This is a genomic window from Ignavibacteriota bacterium, from assembly GCA_019637995.1.
Lineage (GTDB): Bacteria > Bacteroidota > Ignavibacteria > Kapaibacteriales > UBA2268 > JANJTB01.
The window spans coordinates 417,135-438,895 of the sequence record JAHBUQ010000001.1 but is presented as its reverse complement, the minus strand read 5'-3'; the positions used below and the strand labels follow the sequence as shown (position 1 = coordinate 438,895).

The 21,761-nt window shown below is 34.4% G+C and carries 18 protein-coding genes; 11 read left to right on the top strand and 7 right to left on the bottom strand.

The window, feature by feature from the left end; genetic code table 11:
- Positions 1-30: 30 nt before the first annotated feature.
- Positions 31-438, bottom strand: coding sequence for a hemerythrin family protein (locus tag KF896_01720; protein ID MBX3042411.1), 408 nt, complete (start codon positions 436-438; stop codon positions 31-33).
- A gap of 275 nt (positions 439-713) precedes the next feature.
- Here KF896_01720 and KF896_01715 point away from each other — a divergent pair, with 275 nt between their 5' ends.
- Entirely contained in the window at positions 714-2,462 is a 1,749-nt protein-coding gene (locus tag KF896_01715) for an ABC transporter ATP-binding protein (protein MBX3042410.1), read from the top strand.
- 15 nt (positions 2,463-2,477) lie between these two features.
- Here KF896_01715 and recG read toward each other — a convergent pair whose 3' ends face one another.
- The gene (gene recG / locus KF896_01710) at positions 2,478-4,733 is read right to left on the bottom strand and encodes an ATP-dependent DNA helicase RecG (protein ID MBX3042409.1); all 2,256 of its coding nucleotides are present in this window, start codon (positions 4,731-4,733) and stop codon (positions 2,478-2,480) included.
- A 179-nt stretch (positions 4,734-4,912) separates the two neighbouring features.
- Here recG and KF896_01705 point away from each other — a divergent pair, with 179 nt between their 5' ends.
- A complete protein-coding gene (locus tag KF896_01705; protein ID MBX3042408.1) occupies positions 4,913-5,419 on the top strand; it encodes a hypothetical protein in 507 nt (168 codons plus the stop codon).
- Between the two features lie 66 nt (positions 5,420-5,485).
- Here KF896_01705 and KF896_01700 read toward each other — a convergent pair whose 3' ends face one another.
- The gene (locus KF896_01700; protein ID MBX3042407.1) at positions 5,486-5,746 is read right to left on the bottom strand and encodes a hypothetical protein; all 261 of its coding nucleotides are present in this window, start codon (positions 5,744-5,746) and stop codon (positions 5,486-5,488) included.
- A gap of 107 nt (positions 5,747-5,853) precedes the next feature.
- Between KF896_01700 and hflX the strand changes: the two genes are divergently transcribed.
- Together hflX and mfd are read left to right on the top strand one after the other, a co-directional pair.
- The gene (gene hflX, locus KF896_01695) at positions 5,854-7,191 is read left to right on the top strand and encodes a GTPase HflX (GenBank protein ID MBX3042406.1); all 1,338 of its coding nucleotides are present in this window, start codon (positions 5,854-5,856) and stop codon (positions 7,189-7,191) included.
- Between the two features lie 22 nt (positions 7,192-7,213).
- A complete protein-coding gene (mfd, locus tag KF896_01690) occupies positions 7,214-10,507 on the top strand; it encodes a transcription-repair coupling factor (protein MBX3042405.1) in 3,294 nt (1,097 codons plus the stop codon).
- Here mfd and KF896_01685 read toward each other — a convergent pair.
- Positions 10,498-11,136 carry a CoA pyrophosphatase gene (locus tag KF896_01685; GenBank protein ID MBX3042404.1) on the bottom strand — a complete coding sequence of 213 codons (639 nt, stop codon included), beginning with the start codon at positions 11,134-11,136 and terminating at the stop codon, positions 10,498-10,500. The genes mfd and KF896_01685 overlap by 10 nt on opposite strands.
- 95 nt (positions 11,137-11,231) lie before the next feature.
- Between KF896_01685 and KF896_01680 the strand changes: the two genes are divergently transcribed.
- On the top strand, positions 11,232-11,969 hold the full coding sequence (locus tag KF896_01680) for a UDP-2,3-diacylglucosamine diphosphatase (protein ID MBX3042403.1): 738 nt from the start codon (positions 11,232-11,234) through the stop codon (positions 11,967-11,969).
- Between the two features lie 10 nt (positions 11,970-11,979).
- The gene (locus KF896_01675; protein MBX3042402.1) at positions 11,980-14,049 is read left to right on the top strand and encodes an AAA family ATPase; all 2,070 of its coding nucleotides are present in this window, start codon (positions 11,980-11,982) and stop codon (positions 14,047-14,049) included.
- 77 nt (positions 14,050-14,126) lie between these two features.
- On the opposite strand, the gene KF896_01670 is transcribed toward KF896_01675, so the two are convergent.
- Positions 14,127-14,570 carry a CBS domain-containing protein gene (locus KF896_01670; protein MBX3042401.1) on the bottom strand — a complete coding sequence of 148 codons (444 nt, stop codon included), beginning with the start codon at positions 14,568-14,570 and terminating at the stop codon, positions 14,127-14,129.
- Positions 14,571-14,725: 155 nt separating this feature from the next.
- On the opposite strand from KF896_01670, the gene KF896_01665 reads away from it, so the two are divergent.
- A complete protein-coding gene (locus tag KF896_01665) occupies positions 14,726-15,478 on the top strand; it encodes a glycerophosphodiester phosphodiesterase (protein ID MBX3042400.1) in 753 nt (250 codons plus the stop codon).
- 2 nt (positions 15,479-15,480) lie between these two features.
- Here the strand turns inward: KF896_01665 and KF896_01660 are convergent, their stop codons facing one another.
- Both KF896_01660 and KF896_01655 read right to left on the bottom strand, forming a co-directional pair.
- A complete protein-coding gene (locus KF896_01660) occupies positions 15,481-16,317 on the bottom strand; it encodes an Omp28 family outer membrane lipoprotein (protein ID MBX3042399.1) in 837 nt (278 codons plus the stop codon).
- A 20-nt stretch (positions 16,318-16,337) separates the two neighbouring features.
- A complete protein-coding gene (locus KF896_01655) occupies positions 16,338-17,939 on the bottom strand; it encodes a hypothetical protein (protein MBX3042398.1) in 1,602 nt (533 codons plus the stop codon).
- A gap of 232 nt (positions 17,940-18,171) precedes the next feature.
- On the opposite strand from KF896_01655, the gene KF896_01650 reads away from it, so the two are divergent.
- The 4 genes from KF896_01650 to KF896_01635 all read left to right on the top strand — a co-directional run bounded on the left by KF896_01650 (position 18,172) and on the right by KF896_01635 (position 21,751).
- Entirely contained in the window at positions 18,172-19,233 is a 1,062-nt protein-coding gene (locus tag KF896_01650; GenBank protein ID MBX3042397.1) for a metallophosphoesterase family protein, read from the top strand.
- 1 nt (position 19,234) lies between these two features.
- Positions 19,235-19,696 carry a DUF2141 domain-containing protein gene (locus tag KF896_01645; GenBank protein MBX3042396.1) on the top strand — a complete coding sequence of 154 codons (462 nt, stop codon included), beginning with the start codon at positions 19,235-19,237 and terminating at the stop codon, positions 19,694-19,696.
- 208 nt (positions 19,697-19,904) lie between these two features.
- Positions 19,905-20,987, top strand: coding sequence for a hypothetical protein (locus tag KF896_01640; GenBank protein ID MBX3042395.1), 1,083 nt, complete (start codon positions 19,905-19,907; stop codon positions 20,985-20,987).
- Positions 20,984-21,751, top strand: a complete 768-nt coding sequence (locus KF896_01635; GenBank protein MBX3042394.1) for a glycosyltransferase family protein — start codon at positions 20,984-20,986, stop codon at positions 21,749-21,751. Before KF896_01640 ends, KF896_01635 begins: the two co-directional genes overlap by 4 nt.
- Positions 21,752-21,761 lie beyond the last annotated feature (10 nt).

The following is a 21,761-nucleotide window of genomic DNA, read 5'->3' as shown; positions in this document are numbered from 1 at the left end:
CTTGTAAATTACTTTTGAATTAATAATTTATTATTTCAGACCTTTGGAATTGAAGAAATCTGAATACTCTTTATCAACCACATTAATATGATTTTGAAGCCAAGTTTTAAGAAAATTAATAACTTCGACTGAAATTGACAATTTACCGCTGTCATAACCTTGTCTGAAATCAATTACTTTGTTGATAAAATCGCGATGTTCTTTGATATGAGTAACTGTTTTAGGATAACTATATTGAGCAAAATACTTTTCTTCTTCAGCAAAATGAGACTCAGAATAGGATGTTAAATCCTGCAATATTTTTCCAATAACTAATTTGCCTTTTCCATTCATCATTGCTTCATGCAAATCATTTATTAAATTGACTAAAACTTTATGTTGGTCGTCAAATTTTGTAACATTAACACTCAAGCTATTGTTCCAACTGATTAAAGCCATAAGATTCTCCGTTAATAGAAAAAAATACCAATTTTATTATGCAAAAGTAATCATTTTAATTTAAAAATTAAAATTAATAATTTGATTTTAATCTGTTATAAAGCTAGTGTTAATGTGCAGTTAAGAACTTTATAAAATTTATGAAGATTTTAACATATAATGATGGCTAAGTTTAACATTATTTGATTATTTTAAAAACTTAAGAATTTATGATAATCAAACAAATATAAACATTTATTATCGTCTTTTCACTTTTTAAATTGCAAAATTTTCAGATGAAAGAATTAATAAGACTCTATCCCTATTTATTAAAATATAAGAACAAATTATTACTTGGTTTTCTGTTTGTAACTATCTCAAATTTAGCTTCAACTTATGTTCCGAGAATTGTAGGAGGAGCAATAGATACAATCAGTTCAGGCAATTTTACTATGGAAAACCTGACAACTGAAATCGGAAAAATTCTCATATTAGTATTTTTTAGTGGATTTTTCATGTTTTGGACTCGTAGAACTATAATTGTAGCATCAAGAGAAATTGAATATGATCTTCGTCATGACATGTTCGACTCTATCAAAGTACAATCCTCTACATTTTTCCACAAGAATCCGACCGGAAATTTGATGGCTTATGCAACCAACGATATCCCTGCTGCCCGCGAATTTCTCGGACCGGCGATAATGTACTCTGCTAATACAATCACTACATTTTCATTTGCTTTATACTTTATGTTCAGCCTTGACCCAATGATAGCAATAGTTGGGTTGCTCCCGCTTCCAATTGTTGCCTATGTGACCTATTTAATAGGTAAAAAAATTCATATTGCATTTAAGGATGTACAAGCCCAGTTTGCAGGATTGACAACTCAGGCTCAGGAATCAATATCAGGCGTCAGAGTTATTCGCGCTTATACACGTGAAGCTTTTGAGAACTTAAGATTTGCTAAACTGAGCAGAGAATATTTACTTAAAAATCTTCGCCTTGCCCGCCTTGAAGCAATTATGATGCCCGTTTTGATGGTTCTTGTTGGTCTTTCACAGCTCGGGGTCCTGGCTTATGGCGGGTATCAGGTAATTAAAGGAAGTGCTACACTTGGTGAATTAACTCAATTTTTCATTTATCTTGAACTTCTTATCTGGCCCGTGGCAGCAATAGGTTGGATAACAAATCTTGTTCAGCGTGGCTCTGCATCAGCCTCCAGGCTTGGAGGTCTGATGGAGCAAAAATCAACCATTTTTGATGATGTGGAAACAGATACTGAAAGCCTGATTCCTGAAGGAAATATAGAGTTTCAGAATGTATCACTCAAGTATGGCGATGGTCTCCCCTACGCTCTTAAGAACGTATCATTTAAGATAGATGCAGGTATGACACTCGGGATAGTTGGTAGTGTCGGAAGCGGCAAAACCAGTTTGGTTAATCTTATTACCCGCTTATTCGATGTTACTGAAGGTGATATATTAATTGATGGCAAAAAAATAAAATCTTACAGCATTGAAAGCTTGAGGTCTGTAGTTGGATTTGTGCCGCAATCCTCATTCCTTTTTTCAGATACTATTGAAAACAATCTGAGATTTGGCAATCAAAATGCAAGTATGGATGACATTATCGATGCCTCAAGAAAATGTAAGTTGATTGAAGAAGTTAAGACATTCAAAGATGAATTTCAGACTATGCTCGGTGAGCGAGGTGTAACTCTTTCCGGTGGACAGAGACAACGCGTATCTATAGCCCGAGCACTGCTAAAAGACCCAAAAATTCTTATTCTTGACGATTCACTTTCGGCAGTAGATACCGGTACAGAAGATTTTGTTCTCAGGGAGCTGAAAGAATTTATGAAAAACCGTACTACAATAATAATCTCACACAGATTATCTTCAGTTAAGAATGCTGATAAAATAATTGTGCTTGATTTGGGAGGTGTAGCAGAAGAAGGTACTCACGAAGAACTTATTGCACTTAATGGCAAGTATGCAGAAATCAACAAACTACAACAAATAGCCGAAGAACTTGATGAGTTCTGATATACAAGATAATTCTCAAGCGATATTCAGAAATGATTTATCTCTGCCAAATCTCTTATAAAGTTCATTTCGGAGAATTTCGTTTTTCTTCATATTAAGCTTTGGATCAGTGGATATTATATCAGCCGCTGCTTGTTTTGCTTCTGCAATTATATCATGGTCGTTGATTAAATCCAGATATTTGAAATCAGGAAGTCCCGATTGACGAGTACCAAGAACATCACCCGGACCACGTAGTTTTAAGTCAACTTCAGAGATTTTGAATCCATCAGAAGTTTCCTCCATTGTTTTTAGACGAACTATAGCGGCAGTTCTTTCGGATTCATCATTACCTCCGGATTTCATTTTATACTTAAATTTATCCTTGGTAATCAAGAAACAGTATGACTGCTCAGCACCTCTTCCCACTCTGCCTCTCAGCTGATGAAGCTGAGAGAGCCCGAATCTTTCTGCGTCTTCTATTACCATAACTGAAGCATTGGGAATATCAATTCCGACTTCTATGACAGTCGTGGCTACCAAAATGTCATACTCTTTAGCAAGGAAAGATTGCATTGCCTCATCTTTTTCGTACCAGAACATCTGACCATGCAGAAGTCCAAGTTTCAAATCAGGAAAAATTTCTGTTCTTAAGTGTTCAAAATGCTCTGTAGCAGCCTTGAACTCAATTTTATCCGATTTTTCAACAAGAGGATAAACTACAAAGCCTTGCCTGCCTTTTGTAATTTCATTACGAAGGAAAGTAAAAACCTCCTCCAGCTGACTGTCGAATATTACTTTTGTCAGTATTGGTTTACGATTTTTAGGCATTGTTTTGATTATTGAGACATCTAAATCACCGTAAACCGTCATTGTAAGAGTTCTCGGTATTGGTGTAGCACTCATAACCAGAACGTGCGGGACTATCCTCTGACCTCCATGAGATTTTTGGCTAAGTTTAATCAAATCTGCTCTTTGTTCTACGCCAAATCTATGTTGCTCATCAATTACAATCAAACCTAATTTGTTATATTCAATCTCACTTTGGAATAAAGCATGAGTTCCTACAATTACACTGGCTGAGCCACTCATGATCTTTTCCAAAGTATAATTTCTGACTCTGGTTTTTTGCCCGCCAACAAGCTGAGCAACTTCAACACCAAATGGCTCTAAATATTTTGATATTGTTTTGAAATGCTGTTCCGCTAATATTTCGGTAGGAGCCATAAAGCAGCACTGATATCCACTATCAACAACCATCAGGATAGAAAGCAAAGCCACGATTGTTTTTCCTGAACCAACGTCACCCTGCAAAAGGCGGTTCATAGGCTTTCCACCTGACATATCCTCAGCAACATCCCTCAAAAATTTCTTTTGGTCAGATGTAAGTTCAAAACCAAGTGAATCATATAATTGTCGAGCCAGTTTACTCTTTGGGTTTATAACAATTCCTTGTTCGGTAATTTTTATGTTCAATCTCCCAAGTTCTATTCTAAGCAGAAAATAAAATATTTCTTCAAATTTCACTCGAAATCTGGCACTTTCAAGTTTTTCTTTTGATTCGGGAAAATGTAAGTTTTTAATAGTTTCTCTAATGTCAGGAAGTCCGTAATTACTCAAAATTTCATTAGGAAGATTTTCAGTAACAAATTTCAAATCTTCATTAATTATATTTCTCATTATTACACGCATTGTTTTCAGTGCAATAGCAGCACTTGCCATATTTTCGCTTATGCGGTATTTGGGAATAATTCCACCGGATTTGTAAATATCTTCTTCTTCAGCATCAATGACATCAATTTCCGGATGAGTAAATGAAATTGAATTGAATTTGTCTTGTTGAGGTTTTCCGCTGACAGCGAGTATCATTCCTTCTTTGTAAAAATTTTTGAAGGATTGAATTCTATTCCAGAAAATGATACTTGCTGCAACTCCACTACCATCAGATAGGACAATCTTCAACATTTTCCTGCTTTTACCGAATGCTCTTTCGTGAATTGATATAATTCGACCAATGATAGTTATTTCAGGCGAGAGTGAAAAATCAGATATTGTCTGAGAACTTTCTAATTCATTTTGTTTGAATAAAAAGAATGATGCCTGCTTAATAGAGTTTGCACCGCTTCTGTCAATATATGCCCTTGGAAAATATGTAAGCAGGTCATAAGATGTCTTAAGACCTTCTTTAACTAACGCCGCAGCCCTTTTCGGACCAACACCCTTGATAAACTGCAGTCTTTCAAGGAATTGCTGGTCTTGCTCGTAAGAATTATTTTCTTGATTATCCGACAATTTTTAGTATTTTTAGTTAATAACAACTTTCATTAATATAAAAATAATAAATTAAATGCTGTAAATCAAGTAATTATGATTTTTTTTAATAATCAGCATTATTTTGAAACATTTTTAAATTCCATTTCGTAATTGTAAATGTGGTGAGATTATTTAATATTGATAAATCGGAGAATAATATGAGCAGCGAAATAATATACACAGAAAAGCAGAGATTTACACAAATATGGATTTGGGCTTTTATAATAGGATTAAATGCTTTCTCCGTATGGGCTTTGATTCAGCAGCTATATTATGGTAATCCTGTTGGCAATAACCCTGCAAGCGATGTCGGGCTGATTATTATTACATCAGTTACATTTCTGTTTACATTATTAATTGCTGTTGTAAAACTGGATACGAGAATTGAAAAAAGCGGTATCTACGTCAGGCTTTTCCCATTTCACCTTGAGTTCAAATTTTATCCATGGAATATAATCAGCAAATCTTATGTCCGTGAATACAGACCAATTGTAGAATATGGCGGTTGGGGTTTGCGCGGCTTTCAGCAAAACAGAGCGTTTAATACATCCGGAAATCAAGGTTTGCAACTGGTGTTCAATGATAATAAAAAATTGCTGATAGGAACAAATAAACCAACAGAATTGGCAGAAATTTTAAATTCCATCGGAAAATTGAAGATGTAAAAAAAACGCAGAGAAGTTCAATGAACTTCTCTGCGTTTTTCTTTAGTTTCAAAATTGTCAAATTTACTATATTTTAATATCAAGAAATCCTTGTCTGATCTGTTGCTGTGCAGTTGACTGAAGAGTCGCAGCACCCTGTACCGTAGCAAGTACCTGAGTATTCTGTGCTGTTGGAGTTGTTGGAGTCTGAGTAGCATCTCTAACTACCTGTTCCTGAATATTCTGCTGAATATTCGGATTCTGTTTTTCAAGCTCTTCAGTATTATTCACCGGCTCCACAGGTCTTGTGAATTCAGGAGACTGATAATTTAAGCCTTCTATTTGCATCTTATTTTCCTCATACACTTATACAATAAAACAAATATAATAAAATTTTTTCATATACAAACGATTTTTTCACAAATAATTGTAATTTATTTAGTTTATTTTTTTCAATGCTAAATATACAGTTAAATCGTCATTTAAAAATTGGAAATATATTCACTGTTTTTTGGATAAATTTGATAGACAATACCATTTTAAGAGAAAGAGCAATTGTTGTTTCAGTTGTAAAAAAAGGTTCTGACCGCGAGATTACTAACGAGCATCTTAATGAGCTCGAATTCCTTGCAGAAACTGCCGGAGCTGAGATTATTGAACGATTTGTACAGGAGCTTGCCAAACCTTCAGTCGTAACAATGATAGGCTCCGGAAAAGCTGAGGAAATTAAAGAATTCGTAAAAGAAAACTCAATTAATCTTGCAATATTTGATGAAGATTTATCTCCTGTACAGCTCAGAAATCTCGAGAAAATTTTTGAAATAAAAGTTATTGACCGAAGCGGAATTATTCTTGATATATTTGCAAATCATGCAAGAACAAATGAAGCCAAAACTCAGGTAGAGTTAGCTCAGCTCCAGTATATGATGCCCAGACTCACGAGAATGTGGACTCACTTGTCAAAGCAATTTGGTGGTATCGGCACTAAAGGTCCGGGTGAAACTCAGATTGAAACCGACAGGAGAATGGTAAAGCAAAGAATTCAAATGCTGAAGGACAAGCTGGACGATATTTCAAGAAATAAAGAAATTCAGCGTCGTAACAGGTCTAAATTTCCAAGGTTTGCACTTGTTGGATATACAAATGCAGGTAAATCTACACTGATGAATGTACTTACTCAAGCAGAAGTTTATGTTGAAGATAAATTATTTGCTACTCTTGATACAACTGTCCGCCAATTTCTTCTGCCTGCGGGTATGGAAGCGTTGATATCCGATACTGTAGGATTCATCAGAAAACTCCCGACGCATCTTGTTGCATCATTCAGAAGCACACTTGCTGAAGCTGCTGAAGCAGATGTCATAATTCATGTCGTTGACGTTTCGCATCCATATTTTCGCGACCAGATTAAAGTTGTTGAAGCCACACTTGATTCTCTGAAAATTTTCGAGAAACCGACGATGCTGGTTCTTAACAAAGTTGATTTAATGGATGAATATATCGGATTGAATTCAATAAAAAATGAATATGAAAATTCAATATTTATTTCAGCCAAGAAGAACATGAATATCACTGCTTTGCTCGATAAAATGCAGGATGTTTATAATGAGCACAGCAAAGAAGTCGAGTTCAGACTTCCCTATGACCGTATGGAAATGATAGCACTTCTGTATAAATGCGCTGAAATTACTGAGCGTATTGACACTGATGAAGGTATCACTTTCAAAGTCAGAGTAAAACCGGAAGATGCTGAATATTTCAATAATAAATTTGGTTTGTTCATCAATAAATAATAGTTAATTTGATTTAATTTCTATGAATAAAAATCTCGGTACAATTCTAAAGCTAATTAAAAAAAATGATTCTTACAAGAGTTTGCTATCTCAAATCAGCACAGAAAATGAAGTTCATTTAAAAAACTCTGCCGGCTCATTGATTTCTTTGCTTATATTGTCAATTAGTGAAGATTTGGCAGGTAATACTATCTTTATATCGAATAATATTTCAAGACTTGATGATGTATTTCATGATATTAAACTATACGGTTTTACCGGCAATCTTAACCTAATTAAAGAGCCTCAGGCAAGCCTGAGAAGCAAAGTCAGCAATACAGGCAGTATGCTCGACAGCTTAATCGAAGGTCTTATCTCATTCAGCAGAAATGATTCAAATATTTTGATTTGTCAACCTGAAATGTTCTATCATAAAATACCATCAAACCAAAAAATTGAAGGACATTACAGAAAAATTTCAAAAGGTGATAATACAGATTATGATTCTTTTATTAAAAGTCTGGTTTTAAATGGTTTCGAAAGAATGGATTATATCAGTGGGCAAGGACAAATTGCTGTAAGAGGCGGCATTATTGACCTCTACCCTATTGGCTGGACAAATCCGCTCAGAATAGAATTTTGGGGTAATGACATTGATTCAATCCGGGAATTTGAAGTTCTATCCCAACGAAGTATCCGAGAATTTGACTCTGTTGAATTCCTTGACAGTATGTTTATAGATTCAGATAGCCTCGAAGATGACAAAACAGCTTATGATTATATTGATTCAGACACAATTTTATTTTTTGATGATAATGTTAACCCAAGCGAAATTCTTGAGAATATTAGTGGCAAGAATGTAAAATCATTAATACTAAATCCTGTTGGTAGTTCAAAATCAGGGATTAATTCAGTAAATCAACCTTCATTCAACGGAGCTGTGAAGATTCTGGCAAATGAGATAAATAGATTATCACTTGAAAATTTCAAAATATTTCTTTCTTGTGAAGGCAAGATACATCTTGACAGATTTAAGCAGCTTATAAAATCCACAGTAGCAGATATAAGTGAGTCAGAAGATAATACAAATTTTGTTTTAAATGATGAAATACTTGACAAAGTAGTAAATTGGGATAGCGAATCACTTTCAAAAGGTTTCATTTCAGATGAATTAAAAGCGGCATACTTCACCGAGCATGAAGTTTTTGAGCGTCACAGGATTTATGATTCCAAGCGTTCCGGAAAAAGCAAGAGTCTGACTCTCAAAGAACTGCAGGAGCTTAGAATAGGTGATTATGTAGTCCACGAAGATAAAGGTATCGGTATATTTGATGGATTCCAGACAATAAAAATTGGCGATTCTATGCAGGACTGTGCACGGGTCAGGTTTGCAGACGGCGATATGCTATATGTTCATTTGAATTATATAGGGAAATTAAGCAAGTATTCAGCACAAGATGGCGCTGCACCTATACTGTCTAAGTTGGGTTCCACCGACTGGCTTCGCAGAAAAGCACGCACTAAGAAACGCCTTAAAGATATTGCACGCGATTTAATTAAACTTTATGCAGAGCGTAAAGCTCAAAAAGGATACGCTTTTCCTCCTGACACAACCTGGCAGAGTGAATTTGAGGCATCATTTATATATGAGGATACACCGGATCAGGCTACAGCTACTGAAGATGTAAAATCAGATATGGAAAGTACTTCACCGATGGATAGGTTAATCTGTGGTGATGTCGGTTTCGGAAAGACTGAAGTCGCAATTAGGGCAGCATTTAAAGCAGTTCAATCCGGCAAGCAAGCAGCAGTGCTGGTTCCAACGACTATTCTTGCTCAGCAGCATTTTATGTCATTCAAAGACAGGTTGAGTAAATATCCTGTTAATGTTGATGTAATTTCCAGATTCCGAAAAAGAAAAGACCAAATCGAAATTACCGAAAAGATAAAGCAAGGAAAAATTGATATTTTGATTGGTACTCACAGAATTTTAAGCAAAGATATTGAATTTAAAAATTTAGGACTACTTGTTGTTGATGAAGAGCACCGCTTTGGCGTTGGTCACAAAGAGAAACTAAGGCAGCTCAGAGCAAATGTTGACACACTTACTCTTACTGCAACTCCAATACCACGTACCCTGAATTTCTCGCTTATGGGTGCACGTGATTTGAGTTTAATCGAAACTCCCCCGAGAAACAGAATTCCCGTGATTACCGAAATAATCGAATGGGATAAAGATATAATAATTCAGGCAATCAATACTGAAATTGAGCGGGGCGGACAAGTATTTTTTGTAAGTGATAAAATTGAGGATATTCAAAAAATTGCCACTGATATTAAAGCATATTTACCACACCTGAATATAGCTGTCGGACACGGACAGATGAAGCCAAGTGATTTGGAAGAAATAATGGAGGAGTTTATCGAAGGTAAATATGACATTCTTGTTGCTACGAAAATTATTGAGTCAGGCATAGATATTCCTAATGCAAATACAATGATAATCAATCGTGCCCAGAATTTCGGGTTAGCTGAACTTTATCAGTTACGTGGACGTGTCGGCAGGTCAAATGTACAGGCATATTGCTACCTTCTTGCTCCACCTGCTCACAAATTACAGCAAAAGTCAATCCAAAGGCTTCAGGCAATAGAAGAATTTACAGAGCTTGGAAGTGGATTTAAGCTTTCGATGCGTGATTTGGAGATTCGCGGAGCAGGTAATCTTCTTGGTGCAGAGCAAAGCGGTTTTATTATTGATATAGGTTTTGAACTCTACCAAAAAGTATTAGACGAAGCTGTTAATGAGCTCAAAGTTTCTGAATTTTCAGATATTTTCGGTGAAAGTCCAATTGATGATAAACCAAAATATCTCAACGAGGAAATTGCCATCGAAACAGATGAAGATGCTCTCTTCCCACCTGATTATATCAAAGGCGATACAGATAGATTTATGTATTACAAAAAATTGTACTCACTAAAAAATACATCTGAACTGGAAGATATTGTAAATGAAATTGAGGATAAGTTCGGCAAAATGCCAAAGCCAGCAAAGAATCTGGTTTTTGCTGTGAGGTTAAGAATTGCGGCTCTCACTACCGGATTTACAAGATTGATAATTAAGCATAATAAACTGGTTTGCGAATTTCCTCCTTCTGATTTCAAAGAATATTATGATGAAGTATTCCCTCATATTGTGGATTACCTCAACCAGACAGAAGGAGTCAGTTTAAGACAAGCAAAAGAAAAAGTCTTTCTTGAAATTCCGCTCAGGAAAAGAGATGAAACACTTGAATACATCTGGAAAATCAAGAAAATTACAGAGCTTTCTTACACCTGATTTGCGTTTGTCCAATCATTGTATATATCAATCAACTCCTGAAGTATCATTGAAGTTGCACCCCAAAGACGGGTTTTCTTCCCAACATCCCAAAAAGGGATATCAACCTCATAACCTTCAAGAATTTCTTTCGTAATTTTTAAGTTTTGCGAGTCTGTAAAATGCCTGATATTCACAGAGAATGTTTCTTCAACTTCATCAATGCTGAGTTTGAAGTTGGGATAATTATCAAGAAACCCTACATAAGGTATAATTAAATTATTTGAAGGCGGCACAAAAAGTGGACTTAGACTACCTGCAACATCAAGGAGCCCGGGATTGAGACCGATTTCTTCGTGAGTTTCTCTTTTTGCAGCATCGAGCGGTGATTCGCCTTCATCAAGCCTGCCACCCGGGAAGCTTATTTGCCCCTTATGACTACGCATGTTACTGCTCCTTAGCGTGAAAAGAATGTCCGGCTCGGAATTGTTTGTCATAATTATCATTACTGCACTTTTTCTTGCATTTTCTGCAGCGTCTAATGACCTGAAACTTCGCTGAAATATTTTCGGCGTCATTTTTATATGAGAAATTTTTGCAGGTAAATCATTTTTTAATCGTACTTTTAGGTATTCAGAAAATTTATTCATAATAAAAAGTTTTAATTATTGACAATTATTAGATATTTTTAAAAAAAAGGCAAAAGCAATTATTTAAAAAGTTTTTTATATATCGGTTTCAATTAATGATTTATTTTATTTCTGATGTTCATTTAGGTGTTTATGACGATAATATAGAGCTTGAAATGCAAGAATTATTTCTTGCAATGCTCCGAAATATCAAGCAGAATGCTGAAAAAATTTATCTTGTAGGAGATATATTCGATTACTGGTTTGATTATAAGACTGTAATCCCGAAGAAATTCTTCAGGATTCTTTCAGCTTTTTATGACTTAAAGAAAAATCATTGCGAAATTGAATATTTGATGGGAAATCATGATTTTGGTCATCTCGATTTCTTCGAAAAAGAGCTTAATATACCGGTTCACAGTGGCGATATAGAGCGTGAGCATTACGGCAAACGCTTCTACATCTCTCACGGCGATGGCAAAGACCCGTCAGACAAAGGATATTTGCTTCTAAAAAAAGTGATGAGAAACCCACTTTCTTTGAAGTTGTATATGAAACTACACCCAAATACTGGAATTGGCTTGGCTTCAGGCAGTTCAAAAGAAAGCCGGAAATATACGCAGAAGAAGCACTATTCAGAAGGTGACGCACTATTTGAATTTGCAAAAAGTAAAATTGATGAAGGATTTGATTATGTTATAATGGGACACAGACATTTGGCATCAATTCAGGATTATAAATCAGGCAAATACATAAATATCGGTGAGTGGATTAAAGAGCCCAAAATAGTCTCTTTCGATGGAAATGAAATAAAACACATACTTGTTCGGAATTTAGTTATTGGAAATCAATAAAAGGCAAATCATGGCAGAAGAAAATGTTTTGATTGGTAATGAATATTTTGGTAATATTTTAAATGAAGCCATAAATAATGCTAAATCCGGCAACGGAAGTATAATTATAATAAGTGGTGAGGCAGGATTTGGTAAAACATATTTATTAAATCATTATCATAATATTTACAAAACCGGCTCAAGTGGCATTAGGTCCGTATTTGCTGAAGGTCAATCACCAATTGGCAAGTTCAATGTCGGCAATTTACAGCCCCTCTACCCATTTTCCAAAGCAATTGAGCATTTACTAGAAAAAAATGATATAACTCCTGAGAAAAGATTTGCCAAGAATGTCGGGCTTACTCTGCTTGCTTCGATTCCACTGATTGATACTGTGTTCTATGCTGTGAAAGAAATCGGTCGTGACTGGAGACAGTTCAAAAATGAGAAATCATCAGAGAAAGCGAAAAAAGTTAGTACTGCAACTGCTGATTATTACGACACCTTACAGTCATTTGCCGATAAATTCCCATTTATTTTTTTTATGGATGATATGCACTGGGCGGACTCTCAATCTGTTGAACTGATTTCTCTGCTTGCAGAAAACCTTGCTGATATTCCAATTGTTTTGGTTCTTGCCTATAAACGCAGCACACTCGAAATGCACGGTATGCCGCTGATGTCCTTCATTATGAATTACAAGGATAGAAAGACTGTATCCTCAATAGAACTCGACTCCTTTTCAAAGGCTCAAATCAGCGAACTTGCTGCATCATATTTTAAAAATTATAAGCATATAGATGAATTTGAAGAATGGATTTTTGAACATTCTTACGGAGTGCCGGGTGTAGCCGCCGAATATTTGAAGTACTTCCAGAAATACCCGCCATTTGATGATTCCGGTAATTTAGTGATGAATTTCAAAGGTAATGAATTTCTTCCATCAACAGTGCAGTCTGTTTTTACTCAGCATTTGGATACTTTATCAGATGAAGAAAGAAATATTCTTGCCATTTGCAGTTCTGAAGGTCGGGAATTTACCGCTGTTGTAGTTTCACAGCTTATGAATACTGATGTATTGACAGCTATCAAAAAGTTAAAATCATTACAAACTAAAACCGGTATTATTAAAAGTATAGGACCAGAGCATCGCTATGGCATAAAAACTACAGTTTTCAAATTTTCTCAGGCATTTTATCATACTTACTTTGAAAATTCTCTCGAGTATGAGGAATACACAGCCCTACATGGGCAAATAGCGGCATTTCTGAAGACAAGATACGAACAAACTGACAACGAATCGTTGAAAGTAGATATCGCTCCATATTTAGCGGCTCACAGCATCGAATCCGGCGATAGAGAAACTGCCAAATCTATGCTTCTCGAATCAGCTAAAAATGCTCAAAAGTATGGAAATCCTGATACTTTGAAAAATGCATTTCAGCAGTTCAGAGAATTTGAAACTGATAATGAAACCGATAACCTGAACAATCTTGAGTTTATGCAAATGTTAGGAAATTATTCTAATGCCGAACAAGTTGAAACATCTGTATCAGATTCCAATAATGCCGGTAATGATAGCGCTTTCGATGACTCGCTGCTTGATTTTAAACTTTATGTAAAATCAATTACTTCAGATATTCTGTCTAATAAATTTGAATCAGCGATTGATAAGACTGATTATGTCTTAAGCAAATTGGATAATGAACTCAATTCAAGCGAGAGAATTCAACTAAATTGTCTTAAATTAAAATGTTTAGGTGAAGTACGAGACCTGAAAAATGCTGAAGATTTGGTTTTTTCAATCAATGAAATGCTCAAGATAAGCAAAAATGTACAATCGGAATGCCTTGCCTATAATACTATTGCAGGATACTTCTCACAAACAGGAAATATGCCAAAGGTATTTTACTATTTGGATAAAACCGCAAATTTATCAAATGAATTGCCACAAGAGCTAAGATTGCTTACACTTGCAAATATTGCAATCAATACAAAAAATTCTACCCCCGATAAATCGGCTGAATATCTCAGAGCAGCATTAAAACTAAGTAACTCGCTCAATTATTATAAATTAAGTGAGGAATTAGCTGAATTATAAAATTAATTTATCATATTAAAAATATCTTTTCTATTAATTAATCGAAATTTAATCAATAGCATTCAAAAAACCAGCTACTAAGGAACGCTTTCTAATTCTTCAAGAAATTGGTGGAAATATAGAAGCAAATCAGTATTGGTAATCAATCCTACCAGATTCATCTCCCAGTCCACAACCGGCAGGCAGTTAACTTTATGCTTAGCAAATATTTTTACAGCTTTAGCAACACTGTCTTCAGGATAAATTACATGAGTTACTTCATTCATGATTTTCTCGAAGTCGGTAATTTTATTGAATGCTTCCTCTCCAAAATTCTGATCGCTGTCATAAATTTTTCTTAAAGAGTACTCCCTGATTCTATCATCACATATCATACCAACAATTTTTGTTCCCTCAAGAACAGGTATATGTCTGACTTTCTCATTTTTCATTATGAGTTCGGCATCCCGGACTGTGTCATCAATACTTACAGTGAACACATTTGTGGTCATTATTTCAGAAACTTTCGCTTTATTAGGCATGTTAAACCTCTTTGAAAAATCGCAAAAAAACTAAATACAAAATAACACTTTTTTTTATTAAACACAAATATCTTATTTAATTCGTTACAATTATATATATTTTTTATTTGAAAATATTTGCATATTTTTTAGTTTATAATTTTTGAAGAATGACAATGCTATCTTTATACGAATACGAACAGACTAAATCGCTGATGGTAGCAGCTCACAGAGGGTCTTCCGGAACAATTACGGAAAATACCCTCGCCGCTTTCAATGATGCCGCAGAATCAGGTGTTAGTATTGTTGAACTAGATATTCAGTTTACTGAAGATAATATTCCTGTGGTTTACCATGATTTTTGTCCACCTGGTTTTGATAAAAGGATCTCGGAAATTAAATATGATGAAATTAAAAATCTTAAAATTGGTAAATCCTCAGCCAGTAATTATGATTCGGTGCATATCCCACTTCTGGAGGATGTGGTTAAATTATTGAAAGGACGATGCTACCTGATGATTGAAATAAAGGTCAATACAGGTAATAAGTTCAATCAAAATGTTGAAAAACTAATAAATATGATTCTCAATAATAATTATCAGATGAATACTATTTTTGGCTCTTTCAGTCATGATGCTTTAAAAAAAATCAAATTAATTAACAGCTCAATTTATACAGCTGCAATTAAGATTCCCGGAGATAACAGATTGCCATCTCAAATACAAAATGATACAGGTTGTGAGGCATTTATTTGCTCAGTTAACGAACTTTCAGATGAGATGGACGATGATGTTACACGGTATAATATTTTTACAGGCGTATATACTGTAAATGATGAAGCAACTCTAAACAAGGTCTTAAAACATAATATCCGGGCAATTGCAACCAACTACCCGGATATAATATTAAAACTATTGGATAAGAAGTAATTTTATTCTTTAAAAAGCTTAATTTGCTCTACCTGGATAACTTCTTTAGTAGTATTGTCATGTACAAAAGCCACAAGACTAAGTTTTGAAGGTCGCCAGTCCCTTTCAGATGATATGGTGTATTTAAAGGGAACTGTAAGTTTGGAGCCTGCCGATACAGCAACATCCGAAACAGGAAGTCCCCAAGTTCCGGTAAATGAACCCCTCATTACGTGATTATGTACATAATCCGATATATGAATCGCAGGTTGGCGGTCATCCTGCTGATATTGAACTACACTATCTTCAAGTATGTAAACAGCAAGATTATGATTGACATTGCCCTGCCTTAAATATTCAAGCTGAACCTGAAGTGAAATCTCACGTGTACTCTCATTAAAATCAGTTTCTAAATACATTTTTAAATCAGCGTCAACATTTAACTGTTCCTGAACATATCCGCCCCAAGCCGTTGGTGCCAGTAAATTCTGACCAACATACTGTCTGCGATTAACTAACCCATAAGGTGTGGCTATCAAACCATAAAAAGTAGCCAGTTCATTTGTCTCCTGAGTGCGAAAATCATAGCGTCTGATTGGAGTTGGTACAGCAAGCGGACCTGCATGTAAAGCAATCACTATAACTCTTCCGGGATATTGATTAGCTATCATCTCAGCAACATGAGTTGCCTCTGGACAATTTCCACAGCGAAAACCAGTAAAATCTTCCAGCAATACTTTCTTCTTTGTTGTGTCAACAGGAGTGATGTCGCCCCCTTTTCTATATGGTGGCTCGACAATATCACATCCGATGATCGCAAAAGCGATAAAAAATGCAAATATAAAATTTATCTTATTCATAAATAATTCTCCTTAATTTGTCAAAATGTTGACGTCAGTGACAAAAACACACCATTTGAGGCTGGTACTGCACGACAAATACCTCCTACACAGATAATACCGCCTCTTTGTTTACCAAATCCAACCTGAAGTCTCGTTGTACCTGTTAAATAGGCGATTGAACCGTTTATATAGTGTATCCGTCTGTCAGGGTCATCATTACCGTAGTTAAACTGGTCGTAAACAGTAAAATACCAGCTTGGTGCAATAGTATATTCAACTAAAAGATGAGCCCAGTTTCCATTCATATTTTCAGGCTCTATTATTGCAGAATCCTGAACTGACCATGAATGTTGAAATTCTCCTCTTAACGAATGACCATTATCGAACATATATTGAGCATCCATTACAATTACATTTTGAAATACTGAACCGTAAAGAGGTGCACCCTCATTTTCCATTACATCTCTGTCATAAATAATATTGAGTAAAGTTGCATCTGTTTTAAACTTATTCGACCATTTCCTTGAAATTTCAAGATTTATATCTCTAAAATATCTTTTATTACCAATTCCAAGAAATTTCGAATTATAAGTAAATTCATCAATATTGTTTGTGTCAATCGTAAAAACATCAGAATAATTAAAAGTCAACATAGTGCCATATTTGCCACCAATAGCAGAACCTCGAGGTATCTGATAAGTAACTTCGAGCTGAATCCCAGCTTCATTATTAAATTGAGTTGCTAATGGATAAAGTGATGTTAGAGCATAAGCATGTTGCTTTGTCAGAGGGGGAATGAAATTGAGGAATAATTCCTGAGCTCTGGCATTACGGTCACTTCTCATATCCATATTATCAATCCAGTGAGCATTGAGAGCAACACCTATTCCGTCACCATAAAACGAGCTTTTTACAATAAGTCCCTGACCAATATTATATTTTTGTCTGTTTGTTGCATTGGGGTCATTGTATTTATAGGCATATTCAGCATCAATGGCAAAATCATTAGAAATCACACCGGCTCGAGCTGAGTATGCAAGTACATTTTCAGGCATTTTTAGAAATATATCTCTATCAGGTTGATATTTGCTCACAACACTTCCGCCGAGAGTGAATCTGTAATTTTCAGGCATAAGTTCAGGAAACAAATCATTTAATTCGATATTCAAATTGCCACCACGTATTATTCCTTCTCCCTTAGCCCAAAATACACGATTTTGCCCAATAAGACCTGTAAATTCAACTCCATCAACCGGACGGAGCTTGAATCTGAATCCGTCAATTGCGTTATCAATGCCGAGAGCAACTTCCTGATATGCACGAAGAATCAAACCGCTGCCGAATTGCTCATAGAAGTCACCACCTGTAATTTCGAACTTATCTTCACGATATGTTATGTAACGGTAAGGGACACCCTGACCTTTTAATCTGGCATCAAATCCTAAAATTGGGTTAAGATAATTTTCGTATCGAAAACCAATTTCCACACCTTGATTTCTGTAAATTAAATTTACAAAAGCATTAGATAGAATTTTTTCATCTACGACAGGTGCTCCCATAAGTGAGTCAGGTGTATAAGACTGTGCCTCAATTTGCACATTTCCGGATATTGAACCGGCATCAAATCCTTGCGATTTCAATATTTGTGCACTTAGTAATATACACAAACTTAAGAGACAATATTTAATAATCATAAATCGTTCAATAAGTAAATTTTTAAAATTTAAAAATAACACTTTTTTAATAATTTACAATAGCAAAGATATATTATTACACTTTTTTTCTTAACTTATGATTAATTAAATCTTTATTCAATATTCAAGCTATTGTTATAAGTTTGTAAATTCTTAATTTACAATTGCAAAATGATTAATGAAGAAAGAGACTATATTTCAAAAATTAAACACGCTTTATGAAAGCTGTCCACAAATTTCTATTACAGATGAAGATAAATATGTAATATTCAGCGATGTCCATCTCGGAAACGGTGGGTATCAGGATGATTTCAAGCAAAACTCAGAATTATTTAAGCAAATATTAACCCGTCATTATTTGCCAAGAAATTACAAACTAATACTTAACGGCGATATTGAAGAGCTTTATAAATTCAAAATGTCGCAAATAACTCATGCATGGGGTGATGTTTTTAATATTTTCAACGAATTCAGGTCAAAAGACAGATTAATAAAGATATTTGGTAATCATGACTTTGCTTTACACAGGCACTTTTTTGATGAGCATAGTTTAAACCTTTTTGAAGGAGTAAGACTTGAGTATAATGGCAATACAATTTTTGTATATCACGGCCACCAGACTACAAATTTCTTCGAGGATTATTTCAGGCTTTCAAGTATGTTTGGCAGATATATTTTAAATCCTATTGGTTACAAAAATATGACTTTACCAATTGATGATGAATCAAAATTGACTACTGAAAAGATTGCTTATAATTTCTCAGCAGAAAAAAAAGTTATATCAATAATTGGTCACACTCACAGACCACTTTTTGAATCTCATTCAAAAATTGATTCTCTGAAAATGAAAATCGAGCTTCTTTTGACAGAACTCCATGCAAACAAGAATGGAAACAGAGATAATTTGGTAAAAACGATAAAAGCCCATAAAACCGAGCTTGATAAGCTGTATGATGAAAAACGCAAATCAAATCAGCGTAATAGCATATATAACAATAAACTTATGGTGCCATGCTTATTTAATTCTGGAAGCGTAATCGGAAAGCGTGGAGCTACAGGTATTGAAATCAATAAAGGCAAAATTTCTCTTGTTTACTGGTTTGACGAAAGAAGAAGCCGAAGATACTTGGATTATGACGGAGTTGTAAGCAAGCGTATGGGTACAACCTCGTTCCATAAAGCAATATTGAAAAGAGATAGTTTGGAAAATATTTTTTTAAGAATTAAACTTCTGGCTTAATATGAGAATTGAATATATTTTTGCTTTGCTTTTACTTTTTTTTTCACCATTGATTGGAGATGACAATGAATCTCCAAAAAAGAATAAATCAAGTAATCTGAATATTGTTGTTAGTGGCATAAAAAGTGACTCAGGCTTCGTGAGAGTACATTTATATAATAGTGAAAGAAAAGATTTTTTTCCTAAGAAAACATTACAGTGCTACAAAAGGCAAGTCATAGAAATTAAGGATGGTATTTGCCGGCTGTCATTTAATGATTTACCTTATGATACATATTGCTTTTCGGTGCATCATGATGAGAATGCAAATGAAAAGATGGACACAAATATCCTTGGACTTCCTACTGAGGGTTGGGGAATTTCAAATAATGTAAAACTATTTATGCGACTTCCAAATTTTGATGAGTGCAGTTTTATTCTTGACAATAATGACATTACAATTAATGTCGAAATGAGATATTAACAATCTTAATCTGAATATTATGTTAATATATTTGTTTAGAATTAAATATTTGTTATGACAAACATCATCTAAATGTTTAATATAATTAATAATTAGGAACATAATTTAAAAATATAAAATACTTGCATCTATTAACTTATAGTTTATTTAATCTTCACACCAAAACATTACATTTGTATTTTATTTGTAGTCATATAGTGGAGCAAAAATGATTGAGTACAATATTCACAATAATATTATAATTAAGAATAAAAAAGTTCTTTTTATATGTGGCACGATGAATACAACTACAATGCTACATGCAATTTCCCGAGAATTATCTGAGATGGATTGTTATTTCACACACATGTATGCAGATGGGTTACTTGACTTTCTTGCAAAAAAAGATTTATTGAATTTTGTACCGCTTAGCGGACCAATAAAACAATCAACTGTAAAGTATTTTCAGGACAATAATCTCAAAATTGATTACTACGGTAAAGCGAATGATTATGATTTAGTTGTTACATGCACAGATCTAATAATTCCAAGAAATATAAAAAATACAAAAATAGTCCACGTACAGGAAGGTATGACTGACCCGGAAGATTTAAGATATTTACTTGTTAAATATTTCAAATTCCCTCAATACTTGGCATCTACATCAGTTATGGGACTTTCCGATGAATATGATATTTTTTGTGTAGCCTCTGAAGGATATAAAGCAAAATTTATCAAAAAAGGTGTCAGAGCAGAAAAGATAAGAGTGACAGGAATACCAAACTACGATAATTGCAAAAGTTATACTCAAAATAACTTCCCGCATCGAAACTTTGTATTAGTAGCTACAAGTGATGCAAGAGAAACATTCAAATATGAAAACAGAAGTAAGTTTATCAAAAATGCTATAAAAATAGCAGATGGAAGGCAGCTGATTTTCAAACTTCATCCTAATGAAAAAGTAGAGCGTGCGACCCGGGAAATTAAAAGACTTGCACCTGATGCAATTGTTTACTCAAGCGGAAATATTCATGAGATGATAGCAAATTGTGATGTACTTATAACGAAGTATTCCACAGTTGTTTATACCGGTATTGCACTCGGCAAGGAAGTATTATCAGAGATTGATATTGATGAATTAATAAGCCTTTCTCCCCTTCAGAATGGTGGAAGTTCAGCTGTAAATATTGCTAATGAATGCAGGATATTAATAGGCAATAAAGTAAAAAGAAAAAAAGCAAATTTACTAAAATTTCAGCCACTTAAGCCAATAAGAAATGCTTTTGTAAATTTAGTTGCAAGTGTGGTATGATAATTCTTGCAGTTATGCAGGCGCGTTGTGGGTCAACAAGATTTCCTTTAAAAGTTTTAAAGGAGATTTCAAATAGAACTCTGCTTGAAATTGAAGCACGCAGAATTTTAAAATCTAAATACTTAACTGATTTTGTTATAGCGACTACTACAAATCCTAACGATGACCTAATCGAAAATTTGTCTGCTGAATTATCACTGAAATGTTTTCGAGGTGATGAAAATGACCTTCTTGACAGACACTACCAAGTAGCTAAGTTGATGCATGCTGATGCCGTGATTAAAATTCCATCAGACTGTCCACTTATTGACCCTGAGATAATAGATAAGGTTGTTGGCTTTTATATGAATAATCATCCAAATTATGATTATGTCAGCAATCTTCATCCCCCGACTCATCCCGATGGAAATGATGTTGAAATTATGTCATTTCAGGCACTTGAAAGAATGTGGATAGAAGCAAAATCTCCTCACCAGAGAGAACATACAACACCTTATATATTGGAAAATTCGAATATTTTCAGGATTGCCAATATTGAATGGGAGAACGGTCTTGATTATTCTAAAGAAATAAGGTTGACAGTTGATTATCCGGAGGATTTTGATTTTATAAAAGCAATTTATGAGGAATTGTCAATTCAAAATGAATATTTTAATCTAAATGATATTCTCGAATTACTCAACCGCAAACCAGAACTAAAGGAATTTAACAAAATTCATAATGGAAAATTTTGGTACAATTCAATATATTCACAAACAAAATAACGGGATAACT

Excerpts from the sequence above, each read along its gene's own strand:
- hflX (MBX3042406.1), top strand. The coding sequence starts at position 5,854 with ATGCTAAATATACAGTTAAATCGTCATTTAAAAATTGGAAATATATTC.
- mfd (MBX3042405.1), top strand. The coding sequence starts at position 7,214 with ATGAATAAAAATCTCGGTACAATTCTAAAGCTAATTAAAAAAAATGAT.
- KF896_01665 (MBX3042400.1), top strand. The coding sequence starts at position 14,726 with ATGCTATCTTTATACGAATACGAACAGACTAAATCGCTGATGGTAGCA.
- KF896_01635 (MBX3042394.1), top strand. The coding sequence starts at position 20,984 with ATGATAATTCTTGCAGTTATGCAGGCGCGTTGTGGGTCAACAAGATTT.
- KF896_01670 (MBX3042401.1), bottom strand. The coding sequence starts at position 14,570 with ATGCCTAATAAAGCGAAAGTTTCTGAAATAATGACCACAAATGTGTTC.
- KF896_01650 (MBX3042397.1), top strand. The coding sequence starts at position 18,172 with ATGAAGAAAGAGACTATATTTCAAAAATTAAACACGCTTTATGAAAGC.
- KF896_01680 (MBX3042403.1), top strand. The coding sequence starts at position 11,232 with ATGATTTATTTTATTTCTGATGTTCATTTAGGTGTTTATGACGATAAT.
- KF896_01685 (MBX3042404.1), bottom strand. The coding sequence starts at position 11,136 with ATGAATAAATTTTCTGAATACCTAAAAGTACGATTAAAAAATGATTTA.
- KF896_01715 (MBX3042410.1), top strand. The coding sequence starts at position 714 with ATGAAAGAATTAATAAGACTCTATCCCTATTTATTAAAATATAAGAAC.
- KF896_01720 (MBX3042411.1), bottom strand. The coding sequence starts at position 438 with ATGGCTTTAATCAGTTGGAACAATAGCTTGAGTGTTAATGTTACAAAA.
- KF896_01660 (MBX3042399.1), bottom strand. The coding sequence starts at position 16,317 with ATGAATAAGATAAATTTTATATTTGCATTTTTTATCGCTTTTGCGATC.
- KF896_01645 (MBX3042396.1), top strand. The coding sequence starts at position 19,235 with ATGAGAATTGAATATATTTTTGCTTTGCTTTTACTTTTTTTTTCACCA.
- KF896_01675 (MBX3042402.1), top strand. The coding sequence starts at position 11,980 with ATGGCAGAAGAAAATGTTTTGATTGGTAATGAATATTTTGGTAATATT.
- KF896_01640 (MBX3042395.1), top strand. The coding sequence starts at position 19,905 with ATGATTGAGTACAATATTCACAATAATATTATAATTAAGAATAAAAAA.
- KF896_01700 (MBX3042407.1), bottom strand. The coding sequence starts at position 5,746 with ATGCAAATAGAAGGCTTAAATTATCAGTCTCCTGAATTCACAAGACCT.
- KF896_01705 (MBX3042408.1), top strand. The coding sequence starts at position 4,913 with ATGAGCAGCGAAATAATATACACAGAAAAGCAGAGATTTACACAAATA.